Source organism: Gordonia marina, from assembly GCF_052036135.1.
GTDB lineage: Bacteria > Actinomycetota > Actinomycetes > Mycobacteriales > Mycobacteriaceae > Gordonia.
Map to the genome: position 1 here is coordinate 39,764 of NZ_JBPSDN010000010.1, position 15,724 is coordinate 55,487.

13 protein-coding genes are annotated in these 15,724 nt (G+C 69.3%); 5 read left to right on the plus strand and 8 right to left on the minus strand.

Features of this window, described 5'->3' with window-relative positions:
* Positions 1-6: 6 nt before the first annotated feature.
* The 3 genes from ACSEEN_RS08215 to ACSEEN_RS08225 all read right to left on the minus strand — a co-directional run bounded on the left by ACSEEN_RS08215 (position 7) and on the right by ACSEEN_RS08225 (position 4,080).
* Complete coding sequence (locus tag ACSEEN_RS08215; RefSeq protein WP_440712895.1) at positions 7-1,407, minus strand: hypothetical protein; 1,401 nt, start codon at positions 1,405-1,407, stop codon at positions 7-9.
* 379 nt (positions 1,408-1,786) lie between these two features.
* Positions 1,787-2,812 carry an aspartate-semialdehyde dehydrogenase gene (locus tag ACSEEN_RS08220; RefSeq protein WP_247865919.1) on the minus strand — a complete coding sequence of 342 codons (1,026 nt, stop codon included), beginning with the start codon at positions 2,810-2,812 and terminating at the stop codon, positions 1,787-1,789.
* Between the two features lie 2 nt (positions 2,813-2,814).
* Positions 2,815-4,080: an aspartate kinase gene (locus tag ACSEEN_RS08225; RefSeq protein WP_247865918.1), complete on the minus strand. Its 1,266-nt coding sequence runs from the start codon at positions 4,078-4,080 to the stop codon at positions 2,815-2,817.
* Between the two features lie 109 nt (positions 4,081-4,189).
* Here ACSEEN_RS08225 and ACSEEN_RS08230 point away from each other — a divergent pair, with 109 nt between their 5' ends.
* A complete protein-coding gene (locus ACSEEN_RS08230; RefSeq protein WP_440712896.1) occupies positions 4,190-5,353 on the plus strand; it encodes a hypothetical protein in 1,164 nt (387 codons plus the stop codon).
* A 110-nt stretch (positions 5,354-5,463) separates the two neighbouring features.
* Here the strand turns inward: ACSEEN_RS08230 and ACSEEN_RS08235 are convergent, their stop codons facing one another.
* Positions 5,464-6,147, minus strand: a complete 684-nt coding sequence (locus tag ACSEEN_RS08235) for a TetR/AcrR family transcriptional regulator (protein WP_247865914.1) — start codon at positions 6,145-6,147, stop codon at positions 5,464-5,466.
* 185 nt (positions 6,148-6,332) lie between these two features.
* On the opposite strand from ACSEEN_RS08235, the gene ACSEEN_RS08240 reads away from it, so the two are divergent.
* Positions 6,333-7,823, plus strand: coding sequence for an MFS transporter (locus ACSEEN_RS08240; protein ID WP_440712967.1), 1,491 nt, complete (start codon positions 6,333-6,335; stop codon positions 7,821-7,823).
* Between the two features lie 75 nt (positions 7,824-7,898).
* On the opposite strand, the gene ACSEEN_RS08245 is transcribed toward ACSEEN_RS08240, so the two are convergent.
* On the minus strand, positions 7,899-9,233 hold the full coding sequence (locus ACSEEN_RS08245) for an ammonium transporter (RefSeq protein WP_371308243.1): 1,335 nt from the start codon (positions 9,231-9,233) through the stop codon (positions 7,899-7,901).
* A gap of 142 nt (positions 9,234-9,375) precedes the next feature.
* Here ACSEEN_RS08245 and ACSEEN_RS08250 point away from each other — a divergent pair, with 142 nt between their 5' ends.
* Positions 9,376-9,939: a nitroreductase family protein gene (locus ACSEEN_RS08250; RefSeq protein ID WP_298442765.1), complete on the plus strand. Its 564-nt coding sequence runs from the start codon at positions 9,376-9,378 to the stop codon at positions 9,937-9,939.
* A 112-nt stretch (positions 9,940-10,051) separates the two neighbouring features.
* On the opposite strand, the gene ACSEEN_RS08255 is transcribed toward ACSEEN_RS08250, so the two are convergent.
* Positions 10,052-10,210 (minus strand): hypothetical protein, encoded by a 159-nt coding sequence (locus tag ACSEEN_RS08255; protein ID WP_247865909.1) that lies wholly within the window; start codon positions 10,208-10,210, stop codon positions 10,052-10,054.
* Positions 10,211-10,673: 463 nt separating this feature from the next.
* On the opposite strand from ACSEEN_RS08255, the gene leuA reads away from it, so the two are divergent.
* Positions 10,674-12,527 (plus strand): 2-isopropylmalate synthase, encoded by a 1,854-nt coding sequence (gene leuA / locus ACSEEN_RS08260; protein WP_298442769.1) that lies wholly within the window; start codon positions 10,674-10,676, stop codon positions 12,525-12,527.
* Between the two features lie 468 nt (positions 12,528-12,995).
* Here leuA and ACSEEN_RS08265 read toward each other — a convergent pair whose 3' ends face one another.
* The gene (locus ACSEEN_RS08265) at positions 12,996-13,583 is read right to left on the minus strand and encodes a TetR/AcrR family transcriptional regulator (RefSeq protein ID WP_298446084.1); all 588 of its coding nucleotides are present in this window, start codon (positions 13,581-13,583) and stop codon (positions 12,996-12,998) included.
* 73 nt (positions 13,584-13,656) lie between these two features.
* Between ACSEEN_RS08265 and ACSEEN_RS08270 the strand changes: the two genes are divergently transcribed.
* Entirely contained in the window at positions 13,657-14,601 is a 945-nt protein-coding gene (locus ACSEEN_RS08270) for an alpha/beta hydrolase (RefSeq protein ID WP_298446086.1), read from the plus strand.
* A 45-nt stretch (positions 14,602-14,646) separates the two neighbouring features.
* Here ACSEEN_RS08270 and ACSEEN_RS08275 read toward each other — a convergent pair whose 3' ends face one another.
* A complete protein-coding gene (locus tag ACSEEN_RS08275) occupies positions 14,647-15,642 on the minus strand; it encodes a putative endonuclease domain-containing protein (RefSeq protein ID WP_440712897.1) in 996 nt (331 codons plus the stop codon).
* Positions 15,643-15,724: the final 82 nt, after the last annotated feature.

A 15,724-nucleotide genomic window follows, 5' to 3' on the forward strand; every position in this document is an offset into this window, starting at 1 on the left:
CCGGCCTCACCGGGCGATCTTGAGCATCCGGCTGAACGTGCCCTGCCAGAGTGCACCGTCGGGGGCGATCATCCCGGTCAGCTGCAGCGGCTCGTCGAGCGGTGCGACACCGACCTGCCGGGTCACCACCCGGCGCCCGGTGTGGAAGTCGACGGCGACATAGTTCACCGGGCCGAGTTGCTGCGGGCCGGGTGTCAGCGGCCCGTAACCCAGCGCGTGGATCAGACCGTCCGCGGTGGACAGCCGCGGGAGGGTGGCCATCCGGTCCCGGCTCTCCCAGACCCGGGTGCAGCGGCCCGGGGCGACGTCGATCCGCGTCATCGCACCGACGAACGGCGCGTCGGGCGGCACGGCCGGTCCGCGCACCGCCATCGGCGGGTACTGGAATCCGTAGGTGCTCGGGATCACCAGGCTGTCGCCCCACGCCATCGGCGAGTTCTCGGTGCCCTGGTCCGGCTGGGCGAAGGCCCGCAACGAGCAGACCGGGGAGCCGTCGTCCGAGCGATAGACGTGCAACCGCGGTACGACGGCGTTGTCGACGATGGCGACCCATTCGTCTCCGCCCGGGCCGAAGTACGTCGGCGTGGTCCCGCTGCCCCAGGTGAGCTGGCCGGGTTTGCGCGCCGGCCCGCGGTCGTACGCCTTGCGCCACACCGCCTTCGGGACACCGTCGGAGCCGGCCCACATCTCGTACAACGCGTGCGTCGTGAGCACCGAGACACCGCGGGACCGCACCGACAGACCGTTGCCCAGTTCTTCGCCGCGCGGCAGGTGCATCGAGGCGACCCTCCGGCCGGTGACCGTCCCGACGATGCCCGCGGTGGTGACCCACCAGATGCGCCCGCTCTCGTCGGGCGCCAGCCCGGTCACGGAGTCGGCGCCGAGGTGCCGCGAGAGGTCGATCCGGTCGGCGACGAACAACTGCCATCCCCGGGCGGTACGCCGATGCGCCACCTTCAGGATCGCGCCGGTGCCGTCGGCCACCACCACCCGGTTCTTGTCGTCGAGGTAGCCGTAGACGCCGCCGAGCAGGCCGCCCTTGGCGAGCGGCAGGGTCGCCAGCACCCGGGCGGTGGCCGGATCGAAGAGCGTCACGACCGGCGTCGCGAACTGCGGCGGACGCCCGGCGATCACGTTGGTGCACAACGACACCGGGAGCGAGTCGGACCCGATGAAGGTGGCCGCGCACGGCCCGCCCGGCACGCTCCACGCCGCCAGATGCCCGGTACGTCCCGGTCCTCGGTAGGCGGTGCTGTCGGTGGAGGCGAGGTCGCCGTGCATCAGCGAGGTCCACTTCGGGCCCAGGCCGGGGACACCGCTCGGCGCGGCGGACGCGGCCGGAGCCTGCCCGAGAATCAGCGCCAGAGCGGCGACCGCCGCGAGGAGTCGATACGGTTTCGTACCCATGTCGAAGAGTCCACCACACGCTCCTCGGTCAGGCACGTGTTCGACTCAGGACGACCGGTGGTCTCGACTCCGCTCGACCAACATGAAAACCACTCGAGCCGAGCCTGTGACGATCGAGCCGGGCCTATGACGATCGAGCGGAGTCGAGATCACCCACCCGACCGAGCAGAAGGTCTCGACTCCGCTCGACCAGCATGAAGACCGCTCGACCAACATGGCGACCGCCGACGGCCTGGCCCTGAGCATGCGTGGCGGAGCACGGCGCACGACACGCGACGGCCTGGCCCTGAGCATGCGTGGCGGAGCACGGCGCACGACACGCGACGGCCTGGCCCTGAGCATGCGTGGCGGAGCGAAGCGACGACACGCGGTCGAAGGGTCAGACGAGCAGTTCGGCGATCTGGATGGTGTTCAGCGCGGCGCCCTTGCGGAGGTTGTCGCCCGAGACGAACAGGGCCAGCCCGCGTCCGTCCGGGGCACCCGGATCCTGGCGGATCCGGCCGACCAGGGAGACGTCGCCACCGGCCGCGTCGAGCGGCGTGGGAACGTCGACCACCTTGACCCCGGCGGCCTCGGCGAGGATGGCCCGCGCCTCGTCGGGGGTGATCGCCTCGTCGAACTCGGCGTTGATCGAGAGCGAGTGGCCGGTGAACACCGGGACGCGCACGCAGGTGCCGCTGACCAGCAGCTCGGGGATACCGAGGATCTTGCGCGACTCGTTGCGGAGCTTCTGGTCCTCGTCGGTCTCCCCGGAGCCGTCGTCGACGATCGACCCGGCCAGCGGGAGCACGTTGAACGCGATCGGCTTCACGTAGACACCGGGCTCGCCGAGGCCGACCGAGCCGCCGTCGTAGACGAGCTGTCCGAGGTCACCGGCGACGCCCGCCTCGACCTGTCCCTTCAGTTCCCGCACTCCGGCCAGACCGCTGCCGGAGACCGCCTGGTAGCTCGACACGATCAGCCGGCGCAGCCCCTTGGCGTCGTGCAGCGGCTTGAGGACCGGCATCGCGGCCATCGTGGTGCAGTTCGGGTTCGCGATGATGCCCTTCGGCGGGTTCTTCGCGAGTTCGCCGTTGACCTCGGCGACGATCAGCGGGACGTCGTCGTCCTTGCGCCAGGCCGAGGAGTTGTCGATCACGGTGACGCCGGCCGCGGCGAAGCGCGGGGCCTGCACCTTCGACATGGTGCCGCCGGCCGAGAACAGCGCGATGTCCAGGCCGCTGGGATCGGCGGTGGTCGCGTCCTCGACGACGATCTCCTCGCCGCGGAAGGGCAGCGTCTTGCCCGCCGACCGCGGGGAGGCGAAGAACCGGACCTGGTCGGCGGGGAAGTTCCGCTGCTCCAGCAGGGCGCGCATGACGCCGCCGACCTGACCGGTGGCGCCGACGACTCCGATGTTGACCATGACTAGCGCCCCGTTCCGCCGTACACGACGGCTTCCTCGTCGCCACCGAGATCGAACGCCTTGTGCAGCGCGCGCACGGCGTCGTCGAGCTGGGCCTCCTGGCACAGCACGGAGATCCGGATCTCGGAGGTGGAGATCAGTTCGATGTTGATGCCGGCCTCGCTGAGCGCCTCGCAGAAGGTGGCGGTGACGCCCGGGTGGCTCTTCATGCCCGCACCGACCAGCGACACCTTGCCGACGTTCTCGTCGAGCGCGATCTCGGAGAAACCGATCTCGCTCTGCAGCGCCGACAGCTTCTCGATGGCCACCGGCCCGAGTTCCTTCGGCAGCGTGAAGGTGATGTCGGTCTTGCCGGTCTCGACGGTGGAGATGTTCTGCAGCACCATGTCGATGTTGATCTCGGCGTCGGCGACGGCCCGGAACACCTTGCCGGCGTAGCCGGGCTCGTCCGGAATGCCGAAGACGGTCACCTGAGCCTCGCTGCGGTCGTGAGCCACGCCGGTGAGGATCGCTTCTTCCACGGGGATGTCCTCCATCGAACCGGACACCAGGGTGCCGGGCTTGGTCGAGTACGACGAGCGCACGTGAACGGGAACGTTGTAGCGGCGCGCGTATTCCACGCACCGGAGCATGAGGACCTTGGCGCCGCACGCGGCCATCTCGAGCATCTCCTCGAAGGAGACCTTCTCGAGGTGCCGGGCGTCGGGCACGATCCGCGGGTCGGCGGTGTAGATGCCGTCGACGTCGGTGTAGATCTCGCAGACATCGGCCTCCAGCGCGGCGGCGAGCGCCACCGCGGTGGTGTCCGACCCGCCGCGGCCCAGGGTCGTGACGTCCTTGGTGTCCTGGGCGACGCCCTGGAAGCCCGCGACGAGCACGATCCTGCCGTCGTCGAGCGCACTGCGGACCCGGCCGGGGGTCACGTCGATGATCTTGGCCTTGCCGTGACTCGACGTGGTGATGACTCCGGCCTGCGAGCCGGTGAAGCTCTGCGCGCTCTCGCCGAGCGCCTCGATCGCCATGGCCAGCAGCGCGTTGGAGATGCGCTCGCCGGACGTCAGCAGCATGTCCATCTCGCGTTGCGGCGGATTCGGGTTCACCTGCTCGGCCAGATCGAGCAGTTCGTCGGTGGTGTCACCCATCGCCGAAGCGACGACGACCACGTCGTTGCCCTGTCGTTTGGTCTCGACGATGCGCTCGGCCACGCGCCGGATCCGTTCGGCGTCCGACACCGACGAGCCACCGTACTTCTGGACCACCAGTGCCACGTCGGGGGCCTTCCTGTACTCGGTCTTCTCGCGTGCTGCTTTCCGGGGAATACTGTACCGGTCGCCTCGACGAGTCCGAATTCGACGACTGCTGCGTACGATCGTGGCGATGACGACCGCAACCGTTTCGGCGCCGAGCCGGTCCGCGTTGCCCCCGTGGGCCGCCGCGATGGGCATCTTCGTCGTCGTCCGCGCGATCGGCATCGCCGTCCTCGCGCTGCTGGCGGCCAAGCGCGACGTGTCGTTCGGGACGCTCTTCACCAAGTGGGACGGCCAGTGGATGGTCGCCATCGCGCAGTACGGCTACCGCGATGTACCCGCGACGCTGACCGATGCGCACGGCATCCACACCGCTGACACCGGCTACGCCTTCTTCCCGGGCTATCCGATGCTGGTCGGCCTGCTCGCCGACGTGCCCGGCGTCAGCGTCACGGCCGCCGCGCTGACCCTGAACGTGCTGTTCGGCCTGGTCGCCGCGGTCGGGGTGGCGCGATTGGGCGCCCTGTGTGCCGCACGGATGACGCCGGACAACGACCCCGGCCGCGCCGGCCTGTACCTGGTGGTGCTCTTCGCGGCGACCCCGATGTCAGTGGTTCTGAACATGGCGTACACCGAGGCGCTGTTCTGTGCACTGGCCGCCTGGGCGCTGGTGTTCGTGCTGGAACGCAGCTGGCTCGCCGCCGGTGCGGCGGCCCTGGCGATCGGACTGGTCCGCCCGACCGGGGTGGCGGTGATCGCCGTGGTGATGGTGGCCGCCGTGGTCGCCCGGCGCGACGGCCCGCGGGCCTGGGCCGCGGTGGTCCTCGCGCCGCTCGGCTACCTCGGGTATCTCGGCTATGTGGCCGCGCGCACCGGCTCTCTCGACGGCTGGTTCACCATTCAGACGCAGGGCTGGGACACCCGGATGGACCTCGGCGCCGCGGCGACCGAGTTCATCGCCGACTCGCTCACGGTCTCGCAAGACTTCGCCGCCATCGCCACCGCCCTGATCATGCTCGGGGTGCTCTGCCTGCTCATGTGGTCGGTCGCGGCCCGCCTCCCCTGGCCGGTCCTCGCGTACGGCGCGCTGGTCACGGCGTCGATCCTGCTGTCGAGCGGTCTGATGATGAGCCGCGCCCGGCTCCTCCTGCCGGCCTTCGTACTGCTGATCCCCCTGGCCGTGCTGCTGTCGCGGCAACGCCGCACCACCGCCGCCGCGGTCTTGGCCCCGATCGTCCTGCTGAGCGCGTGGTTCGGTGCGTACATGCTGACGGTCTTCCAGTACGCGATCTGACCGCGAGAGGCCACGACGGGAGAGGGGCCGAAATCTGTCGCGGACTCGCCGACGGATCCGGCAAGATCCGCGACACTTTTTCGCCGCCGACAGGATCCGCGACAGATCGCTCAGCGGGGATCGGGAGCGGCCGCCGCGAAACCGTCACAGAGCCGCGCAACGCCGGCGTCGAGCACGGCGCGCTGATCCACCAGCCGGGACACCGCCTCACCGCCCGCCACCCGCGACAGCAGCGGCAGACCGGCGAGGCGGGCGTCGGTCGGTGACGCCGACAGCACCTCGGCGAGGCCGCCGCTCCCCTCGGCGGGGGCCGGCGAGCGCAGCAGCTGGTCGCTGACCGAGATCAGCGCCGCACCGTCGACGTGGTTCCACAGGGTGAGCGCCATCTCGACGGCGGTCGCGTCGTCGACGCCGAGTTCGGCGAAGCCCTCGGCCAGCCACTCCAGGCCCGCGAGGCAGTCGGGCGTGAGGCCGTAGCGCGGCACCGCGTAGGTCAGCAGTACCCACGGGTGCCGCTGGTAGAGGCGCCAGTCGACGTCGACGGCGATCGCCACCCGCTCGCGCCACGTCCACGGCCCCGGCTCGCCCACCGGGTACGGGAAGCGTCGTCCCACCTCCGCGGACATGGCCGACAGCAGCGCATCCTTGTCGGCGACGTGCCGGTACAGGCTCATCGCGCCGACGCCGAGCCGGTCGGCGATCCGCCGCATCGAGACGGCGTCGAGGCCGTCGCGGTCGGCGATGTCGATCGCGGCGTCGACGATCTGCTCGATCGTCAGCTTGGCCGGCGGCACGCGGCACCTCCCTTTCCACGGTCCCGAAGGATCATCTTGCGTACAGCGTACTCACGGGAGTAGCGTACACCGTACGCGCCGCGTCGACCCGACGCGGCGCAGTCACGCCCATTCCCCCGAAACGACGACCCCCGGAAACCATGAGCCTCACCACCGAACACCAGACCCCCGGAGCCGACGACCAGATGACGCCGCAACCACTCACCGCCGACGAGAGCCCGAGCGCTCTCGGGCGCCGTCGTGCCTGGTTCGGCCTGGTCGTCCTGATGCTGCCGGTGATCCTGGTGTCGATGGACTTCTCGGTCCTCTACCTGGCGATGCCGACCATCGCGCAAGCGCTGCACCCGTCGGCCACGCAAGAGCTGTGGATCCTCGACGTCTACGGCTTCCTGATCGCCGGCCTGCTGATGACCATGGGCAACCTCGGCGACCGGATCGGCCGCCGCCGCATCCTGCTGATCGGCGCGGCGGTCTTCGGCATCGCCTCGGTGGCCGCGGCCTTCGCCCCGAACGCGGCGTTCCTCATCGGCGCCCGCGCCCTGATGGGCATCGGCGGCGCCACCCTGATGCCGGCCAGCCTCTCGCTGATCGCCAACATGTTCCCGCACCCCGCCGACCGCGCCCGCGCCATCGGCATCTGGACCGCGGCCTTCGCCGGCGGCGCGGCCATCGGCCCGGTGATCGGGGGCTTCCTGCTGCACCACTACTGGTGGGGCGTGGTCTTCCTGATCAACGTTCCGGTGATCGCGGCGCTCTTCGTGTTCGCACCGTTCCTGCTGCCCGAGTACCGCGCCCGCTCCACCCACCCCTTCGACATCCTCGGCGTGGTGCTGTCGTTGCTCGGCATCCTCCCGATCGTCTACGCCGTGAAAGACGCGGCCGCGGAGGGCATCTCGATCCGCAGCCTGGTGATCGGCCTCTTCGGCGCGACGATGATCTGGCTCTTCCTCCGGCACCAGAAGCGCACTCCGGCGCCGCTGGTGAACCTGCGGCTGTTCTCCAGCGCCGCCTTCAGCGCCTGCATCGCGGTCGCGCTCTTCGGCATGATGGCCCAGGGCGGCATGGCCTACCTGACCAACGTCTACCTGCAGTCGGTACAGGAATACGACGTCCTCGCCGCCGCGCTCGCGGGCATTCCGATGGCGATCACCATCGCCGTGTTCTCGGTCGCCGCCGCGCGTGTCGCCCGGTTCATGGGCGTCCGGCGAGCCCTCACCCTTTCCCTGCTGCTGGCCGCGGCCGGCAACCTCGGGATCCTCAGCCTCGGCGTGCACAGCCCGCTCTGGATCTTCCTGGTGCTCACCGCGATCAGCGGTATCGGCTACGGCATCCAGTTCGCGCTGGTGTCCGACGTCGTCGTCGGTTCGGCGCCGCCGGAACAGTCCGGCGCCGCGTCGGGCGTCTCGGAGACCAGTTTCGAGCTCGGCACCGCCCTGGGGCTGGCGCTCTTCGGCTCGCTCGCCACCGCGGTCTTCCTCGGCCACAGCGACGGCCGGTTCGCCGACTCGCTCGGCGAGACGCTCGACCACGTCGGCACCGACAGCCCGGTGGCGCTGGCCGCCAAGCAGGCCTTCGTCGACGGCATGCACGCCGCCGCACTCGCCGGCGGCATCGCCCTGCTGGTGCTGTCCGTCGTCGTCGCCTACGTGATGCGCGGGAAGGACGCCGTGCGGTAGGCCGTGTCTCTCAAATCTTCTCCGAAGGCATCGGTAGCCCGGAAAGAGATTCGGGAGACGTGGCCCAGACCGGCCTCAGCCGCCGAGGCCCGGGATCCGGCGGCCGCGGTCGACGTGGAAGTCGTAGGCGGATTCCGCGTGCAGGCTGTCGTCGAGACCTTCCGCCTCATGGTGAGCGTGCGCCCGCAGGCCGATCAACCGGTTGAGCACGAATCCGACGATGACCGTCACGGTCATCGCGTACAGCAGCACGGTCAGCACCGCGACCACCTGCCGCCACAGCTGGTCGAAGCCGCCGCCGTACAGCAGGCCGTCGACGCCGGTGGGGGTCGACTTGCTGGCCACCAGGCCGATCATCAGGGTGCCGACCACGCCGGACACCAGATGAACGCCCACCACGTCGAGCGAGTCGTCGTACCGCCAGCGGTATTTGAGCTCGATGGCGAACGAACTCGCCACCCCGGCCGCGGCGCCGACCGCCATCGCACCGATCGGCGTGACCGACCCGCAGGCCGGGGTGATCGCGACCAGGCCCGCGACCACACCCGATGCCGCACCGAACGACGTCGGCTTGCCGTGTCGCACCCGCTCGACGACCAGCCACGCCACCATAGCCACCGCGCCCGAACCGAGCGTGTTGGCGGCGATCAGCGCCGCGGAGCCGTTCGCGGCCAGCGTCGACCCGGCGTTGAAGCCGAACCAGCCGAACCAGAGCAGTCCGGCCCCGAGCATCACGAACGGCAGATTGTGCGGACGCATAGGATCGCGGGGCCAGCCGACGCGTCGGCCGAGCAGCAGTGCCATCACCAAAGCCGAAGCGCCGGAGTTGATTTCGACCGCCGTGCCACCGGCGAAGTCGATGGCGTGCAGTTTGGAGACGATCCAGCCGCCGTGCGCCGCGCCGGTCAGTCCGGGCGCCGCGAAGACCCAGTGCGCCACCGGGATGTAGACCAGCGTGATCCACAGTGCGGAGAACGTCAGCCACGCCCCGAATCGCATGCGGTCGGCCACGGCGCCCGCGATGAGCGCGACGGTGACCATCGCGAAACCGGCCTCGAAAGCGACGAACAGCATCGCCGGAATGTGCTGGACCAGCGGCATCTTGCCGGTGTCCGAGCCGTCCGGGGCGAATCCGCCGAACAGATGCTGCAACCCCGCGAACGCCGTCGGGTCGCCGATCAGGCCCGCCTTGTCCGGCCCGAACGCCGCCGAGTAGCCGAACAGCAACCAGATCACCCAGACCACCGGGATCGCCGCCAGGCACATCATCATCATGTTCAGCACGCTCTTGCTGCGCACCATGCCGCCGTAGAAGAGGGCCAGGCCGGGCGTCATCAACAGCACCAGCGCGAAGGCCGCCAGCAGCCACGCCGTGTCGGCGCCGTTCGGCGTTCCGAGGATCGGATTCACGGGTGGGACCTCTCTTCCGAGAAACTGACTCCGGGAGTGTATCTACCCCTCTACCTGGCTCTTTGCAGTGATGTCCGGCGCTGCCCGATACGGGCGTTTCGCGCCACGGCGAGCGCGGATGCCGCGCCGTAGGGTGGTCGTCATGCATCCCTTGATCGCCGGCCGCTGGAGCGCGCGCGGCTACGACACCACCGCCACCATCGACGACGCCGAGCTGACCTCGATCCTGGACGCCGGCCGCTGGGCGCCGACCTGGGGCCGGATCCAGCCGGTGCGCCTGGTGGTCGGCCGCCGCGGCGACGACACCTTCGCCGCGCTGACCGCGACACTCAACCGCGGCAATGCGAGCTGGGCGCCGGCGTCCGCCGCCTTCATCCTGGTGTGCACCACCGACGAGCCCGACGACCCGGCCAAGCACGAGTACGGCGCGGTCGACGCCGGTCTCGCCCTGGGCCAGATGATCACCCAGGCGGTGTCCCTCGGCTACAACGCGCACCCGATGGCCGGATTCAGCAAGGCCGCCGCGATCGAGGCCTTCGGCATCCCGAAGGGAGTCCGGCCGATGGTGCTGCTCGCGATCGGACGACTGGCCGACGACCCGGACACACTCACACCGGAGATCCGGGAGCGTGATGCCTGGCCGCGAGAGCGCCTGCCGCTCAACGAGATCGCTTTCTCCTCACATTGGGGCACGCCGTTCGCGTGAGCGGCGCATCGTCGCCGATACTGGATGCGGACAGGCCCCCGAGACGTCTTCTCTCGGGGGCCTGTCGCCCTGCGCCGGCGACCGCGTCTTCGCGCTCAGGGCGCCGCGGAACTCACTGATGCCAGAGGATGTCCTGGCCGAAGACCGAGTTCACGCCGACCGCGATCGTGTTCCAGACCGGGATCCAGACTTCCTGAAACGCCCCGGTACCGGCCAGAGCGTGGCCGAGATCGCCGATGATCGGGATCGAACCCCAATCGATGCTGCCCATGTTGAACTCCTCCTGTGCGGATGAACGGTCGACTGCCTGACACATTGCTCAGGCATTGCCGTCAGATTAGCTTAGGCTAAGCTAATCACACAGTGAAGTGTGTCTCGCTTACGGGATCCGCGGCGGCGACGCCGATGCAGACAGGCCCCCGAGACGTCTTCCCTCGGGGGCCTGCCTTCGCATGCCGGTGTGTGCCGGCAGGTGTGGGCGAAGTCCGTGGCGCTTCTCCCCAGCCGCTTCCCCGCACGCCGTTGGACGGGGCCTCCCCACTGTAATTAGGTAAGCCTTAGTTTGTCCAGTCCCGAGTGTTTGATCGGTGTCGACGGGATGTCGTATCATGCAGATATGCAGCGCACCCTTCTTCTCGGTTGCCGCGGCGGGGTCTGACACGACCGGCCCTCCGTCGCGGGCCGTTCGACGCGCCGGTCAAACCCCTTCCTTTGATCTAGGAGCTTGACCACCCATGTCCCCCGCAGACGCTTTCACCTCCGGACCCAGCCGTATCGTCGCCCCCAGCGGACCGATTCCGGCCGGCCAGCCGTCGTACAACCCGCAGCGCAACTCCGCGATGCCGGTACACCGCTACCGCAGCTTCGCCGACGAGGTCGAGAAGATCGCCCTGCCCGACCGCACCTGGCCCGACAAGGTGATCGAGCGCGCCCCGCTGTGGTGCGCCGTTGACCTGCGCGACGGCAACCAGGCGCTGATCGACCCGATGAGCCCGGCCCGCAAGCGCCGCATGTTCGACCTGCTGGTCCGCATGGGCTACAAGGAGATCGAGGTCGGTTTCCCCTCGGCGAGCCAGACCGACTTCGACTTCATCCGCGAGATCATCGACGACGACGCCATCCCGGCGGACGTCACCATCCAGGTGCTGACCCAGTGCCGCCCGGAGCTGATCGAGCGCACCTACGAGGCGTGCAACGGCGCGCCGAACGTGATCGTGCACTTCTACAACTCGACGTCGATTCTGCAGCGGCGCGTCGTCTTCCGGGCCGAGAAGCCGGCGATCACCAAGATCGCCACCGACGCCGCGACACTGTGCCTGACCACCGAGAAGAAGTACCCCGACACCAACTGGCGCTACGAGTACTCCCCGGAGAGCTACACCGGCACCGAGCTGACCTACGCCAAGGAGGTCTGCGACGCCGTCTCCGAGATCATCGCGCCGACCCCCGACAAGCCGCTGATCATCAACCTGCCGGCGACGGTCGAGATGACCACCCCCAACGTGTACGCCGACTCGATCGAGTGGATGAGCCGTAACCTGGCCCGCCGCGAGTCGATCATCCTCAGCCTGCACCCGCACAACGATCGTGGCGAGGGCGTCGCGGCCGCCGAACTGGGCTACCTGGCCGGCGCCGACCGCATCGAGGGCTGCCTGTTCGGCAACGGTGAGCGCACCGGCAACGTCGACCTGGTGACCCTGGGCATGAACCTGTTCTCCCGCGGCGTCGACCCGCAGATCAACTTCTCCGACATCGACGAGATCCGCCGCACGGTGGAGTACTGCAACCAGCTGAACGTCCCCGAGCGCCACCCGTACGGCGGCGACCTGGTGTTCACCGCCTTCTCCGGCAGTCACCAGGACGCGATCAACAAGGGCCTGGACCAGATGAAGTACGACGCCGACGCGCAGGACAAGGACGTCGAGGACATCATCTGGGCCGTCCCCTACCTGCCGATCGACCCCAAGGACGTCGGCCGCAACTACGAGGCCGTGATCCGCGTCAACAGCCAGTCCGGCAAGGGCGGCGTCGCGTACATCATGAAGGCCGACCACGGCATGGACCTGCCGCGGCGCCTGCAGATCGAGTTCAGCCGCGAGATCCAGAAGATCACCGACGGCGAGGGCGGCGAGGTCAACCCCAAGGAGATGTGGGACGTCTTCGCGCAGGAGTACCTGGAGCCGATCACCCCGCTGGAGCGGATGCGCCAGAAGGTCGACGCGGCCGAAGAAGACGGCGGCGAGGACTCGATCACCGCGATCGTCAAGGTCGACGGCGTCGAGCGCGAGATCGCCGGCAGCGGCAACGGCCCGCTGGCCGCCTTCGTCGACGCGCTGGGCACCGTCGGGTTCGACGTCCGCGTGCTCGACTACTCCGAGCACGCGCTGACCGCCGGCGGCGACGCCAACGCGGCCTGCTATGTGGAGACCGAGATCAACGGCGAGACCGTCTGGGGAGTCGGCGTCGCGTCGTCGATCACCACCGCGAGCCTGCGGGCCGTCGTCTCGGCGGTGAACCGGGCGCACCGCGTCGCCGGTGAGCACGAGGCGGAGGAAGCGGCCGAGGGCGCGCGGACCTGGGCTCCCTAGCCTGCTCGTCCAACTCTGTTGAGCGCCCGGGTCGGGCGGGTGTTTCGTCGGCAGTCCTCGCTGCTCCCTTCTAGATTCCGCACGGAATTCTAGGCAGGGCTGCGGAGGGCTCGGAAACACCCGCCCGACCCGGACTCGCGCAGGATGGCGCGAGTACTCGCTAGACGTCGAAGTTCTTCGCGGCCTCGCACTGACGGAATTCGGAACTGCGGAGGGCTCAGAAACAACGACCGGCGCCGAGTTCTCGAGTGACGGGGCGAGTGCTCACTAGACGTGGAAGTTCTTCCGTGGCCTCGCACTGACGGAGTTCAGAGCTGTCGGCAGGCTCGGGAAACACCCGCCCGACCCGGACTCGCGCAGGATGGGGCGAGCGCTCACTGGGCGTGGAAGTTCTTCGGCGACCCCTTAGCCGGCTGAGCTGCGTCGAAGCCACTGTTCTCGGTGGAGGGGAGTTCTGCGGGCGGCGGGTCAGCGGGGGCGGAGGCCGTCGAGGACGAGGGTGACGATGCGGTCGGCGATGTCGTCGTCGAGGGGCCGGCGCAGTGCCAGGATCCGGAAGTGCATGACGCCGATGAGCATCTCGTAGGCGAGGTCGGCCTGTGCCGCGTCGCGGAGTTCACCGCGTGCGACGGCGCGGTCGAAGATCTCCCGGGCCCGGGCGAAGCGGTCGGCCCAGAAGGTGTCCCGCAAGGTGGCCGTGGTCGCGTCGTCACCGGTCGCGCCCAGATACGCCAGCGAGAAACCGGCCGGGGTGCGCAGGAAGGCGGCCACCCCGCCGATCACGGCGAGTAGATCGCCGCGCAGCGATCCGGTGTCGTCCATCACCAGCCGTTCCCGCGACAGGGTCATCAGGACGTCGCCGTAAAGCGCGTCCTTGGTGCCCCATTTGCGATAGACGGTGGCCTCGTTCACGCCGGCCTTCTCGGCGATCTGCGCGACCGTCACCTCGGACGGCGGCGACTTGGCCAGCAGCGTTGCGGCGGCGGCCAGGACCGCGCGGCGCGTGCGCTCGGTGCGGCCTCCTGGGCGAGTCGTCGGCGCGGATTCGGACGTCACGGCCTCGAGTCTGCCAGGCGACCTAATGCGAGCGATACTTGCATTAGCCTGGAAAGGCGAGCACAGTGGGCACATGACCACCTACCGCCAGCAGCCGCAGTGGCGCGCCATCCAGGAGTTCCTGCCCGCCGACTACCGGCTCACGCCCGACTCCGAACCGGCCGAGGAATGGTGGGAGCACCGGGGTCACCGGATCCATCTCGACACCTACCGGAATCCCGATGCGCCGGTGAAAGTGATCCTGCTCCACGGCGTCGGCACCAACGGGCGGCAGATGAGCACCATCCTCGGCCATCCGCTCGCCACACGCGGATACGAGACGATCGCCATCGACATGCCGACCTACGGGATCACCGCGGTCGCGCCGAACACCCTGGTCACCTACGACGACTGGGTGCGGATCGGCTCCGATCTGGTCGACGCCGAGCTCGCGAAGGACGACCGCCCGGTCGTGCTCTACGGCCTCTCCGCCGGCGGCATGGAGACGTACCACGTCGCCGCGCTCAACCGGAAGGTCGCCGGGATCGTGGGCATGACCTTCCTCGACACCGCCTCGGCCCGCGTCGTCCGCGACACCGCGTTCGACCCGGTCAGCGGGCTGGTAGGCAAGCCGCTCATGCACCGGCTCGCCCGGACCCGGCTGCGCGACCTGCGCGTACCGATGCGCTACGTCAGCAAGATGCGGGCCCTGGTCAACAATCGCGCGGCGAAGAAGGCGTGCTACGCGGACACCACCTCGGCCGGGAACAGCGTGACCGTCGGCTTCCTCGATTCGTGGCTCCAGTACCGCCCCGCCGTGGCACCCGAGGACTTCGACGTGTGCCCGGTGCTGCTGACCCAGCCCGACGCCGACCGGTGGACACCGCTGGCGCTCTCGACGCCGTTCCTCGACCGGATCACCGCGGTGCCGGTGACCGTCACGCACCTGGAGAACGGCGGCCACTACCCGCTGGAACAGCCGGCCCTCGACCAGATGGTCGCCGCCGTCTCGAGCTTCCTCGGATCCGTCGCGCCCTGACTTCAGTGCCCGCGAGGGCTTTCGAGGTTCTGGCCCATCTGGTGGTCACAGTTCTCGAAGGTCCTCAAGCGCCGTGCAGTCGGGGGAAGTGCATGCTGTCACCTCACCCGGCCAGCCACCCCGTCTCAAGAGGCGGCCGATCTTGCCAGCGGTCCGGCACGGCCGCGTCGATGCCTGGCCCCAGCCGAGACGCGCGGTGATCCGGGCAGCGCCAACGAGGGCATCGAGGTCGCGTTCCATGTCCCGGTCGCGCGCGGCAGGGTCGTCGTGACCGGCCCGCCCATCCAGTTCGACGACGACGCCCCACTCGGGGTAGTCGACATCGCGGAATCCCTTGCGCCCCACCGTGGTCGGAGCTTGCCGCTGCGGAGCCGGTAGCCCATGCGATCGCTCGACCTTGGTCAGGTATTCCCGTTCTAAGACCGAGCAGGTGCCCTTCTCCAGGTCGGCGAGGATTTCCAGGAGGAGCGGATACTTCGCCGTGTTCGGCCTGGTCTTGAGAGCGACCGTGAGGCGCGTCGCCGTCGTCAGTCTGTTCTGGATACCCTCGGCGAGCCGCGCCACCGCGTCCTGAGTGGTCGGCGCAGCCGCGGCCAGGTCGAGGACGGCGTGCTCTAGTTTGATCCGCGGCGGGCTTCCTCCACCGAGCCGGCGAGCGTAGTGCGAGCAGTATTGAACAACGACACCCTTCCGCTCGCCGATGCTCCGCCGATGGCTGACCACCACGCGGATCGGCTCGCTGCCGAAGCGCTTCCCGTCGACCCGCCCGCCCGCGGCATAGATCGCCGAGCGGCCGCCGAGCGCAGCCGGTTCCACGCTGAGCACCGCGGCCCACGCGCGTTGCCGCCACGTCGGCGCGCCGGTGTGCGTGAGATAGACGCCGGGAAACTGCGCAACCCACAGCCCAGACCGGAGGCGGCGACGTAGTTCGGAGCGTCCGCACACCGCGAGGGCCTGTCTGCGGCAGATCACCCCGTCTTGTGCGGCCAGGACCTCGTCGAGCGACCGTGCCTCCGCAGGCCATTCCTTGGAAAGCGCCATGCCGCTCAGCGTGCTGCGTCGACGGGTCCGAAAACAATCCCCCACCTGCGCTTCCTGTGGACAACTCGGGTTTTCCACAGGG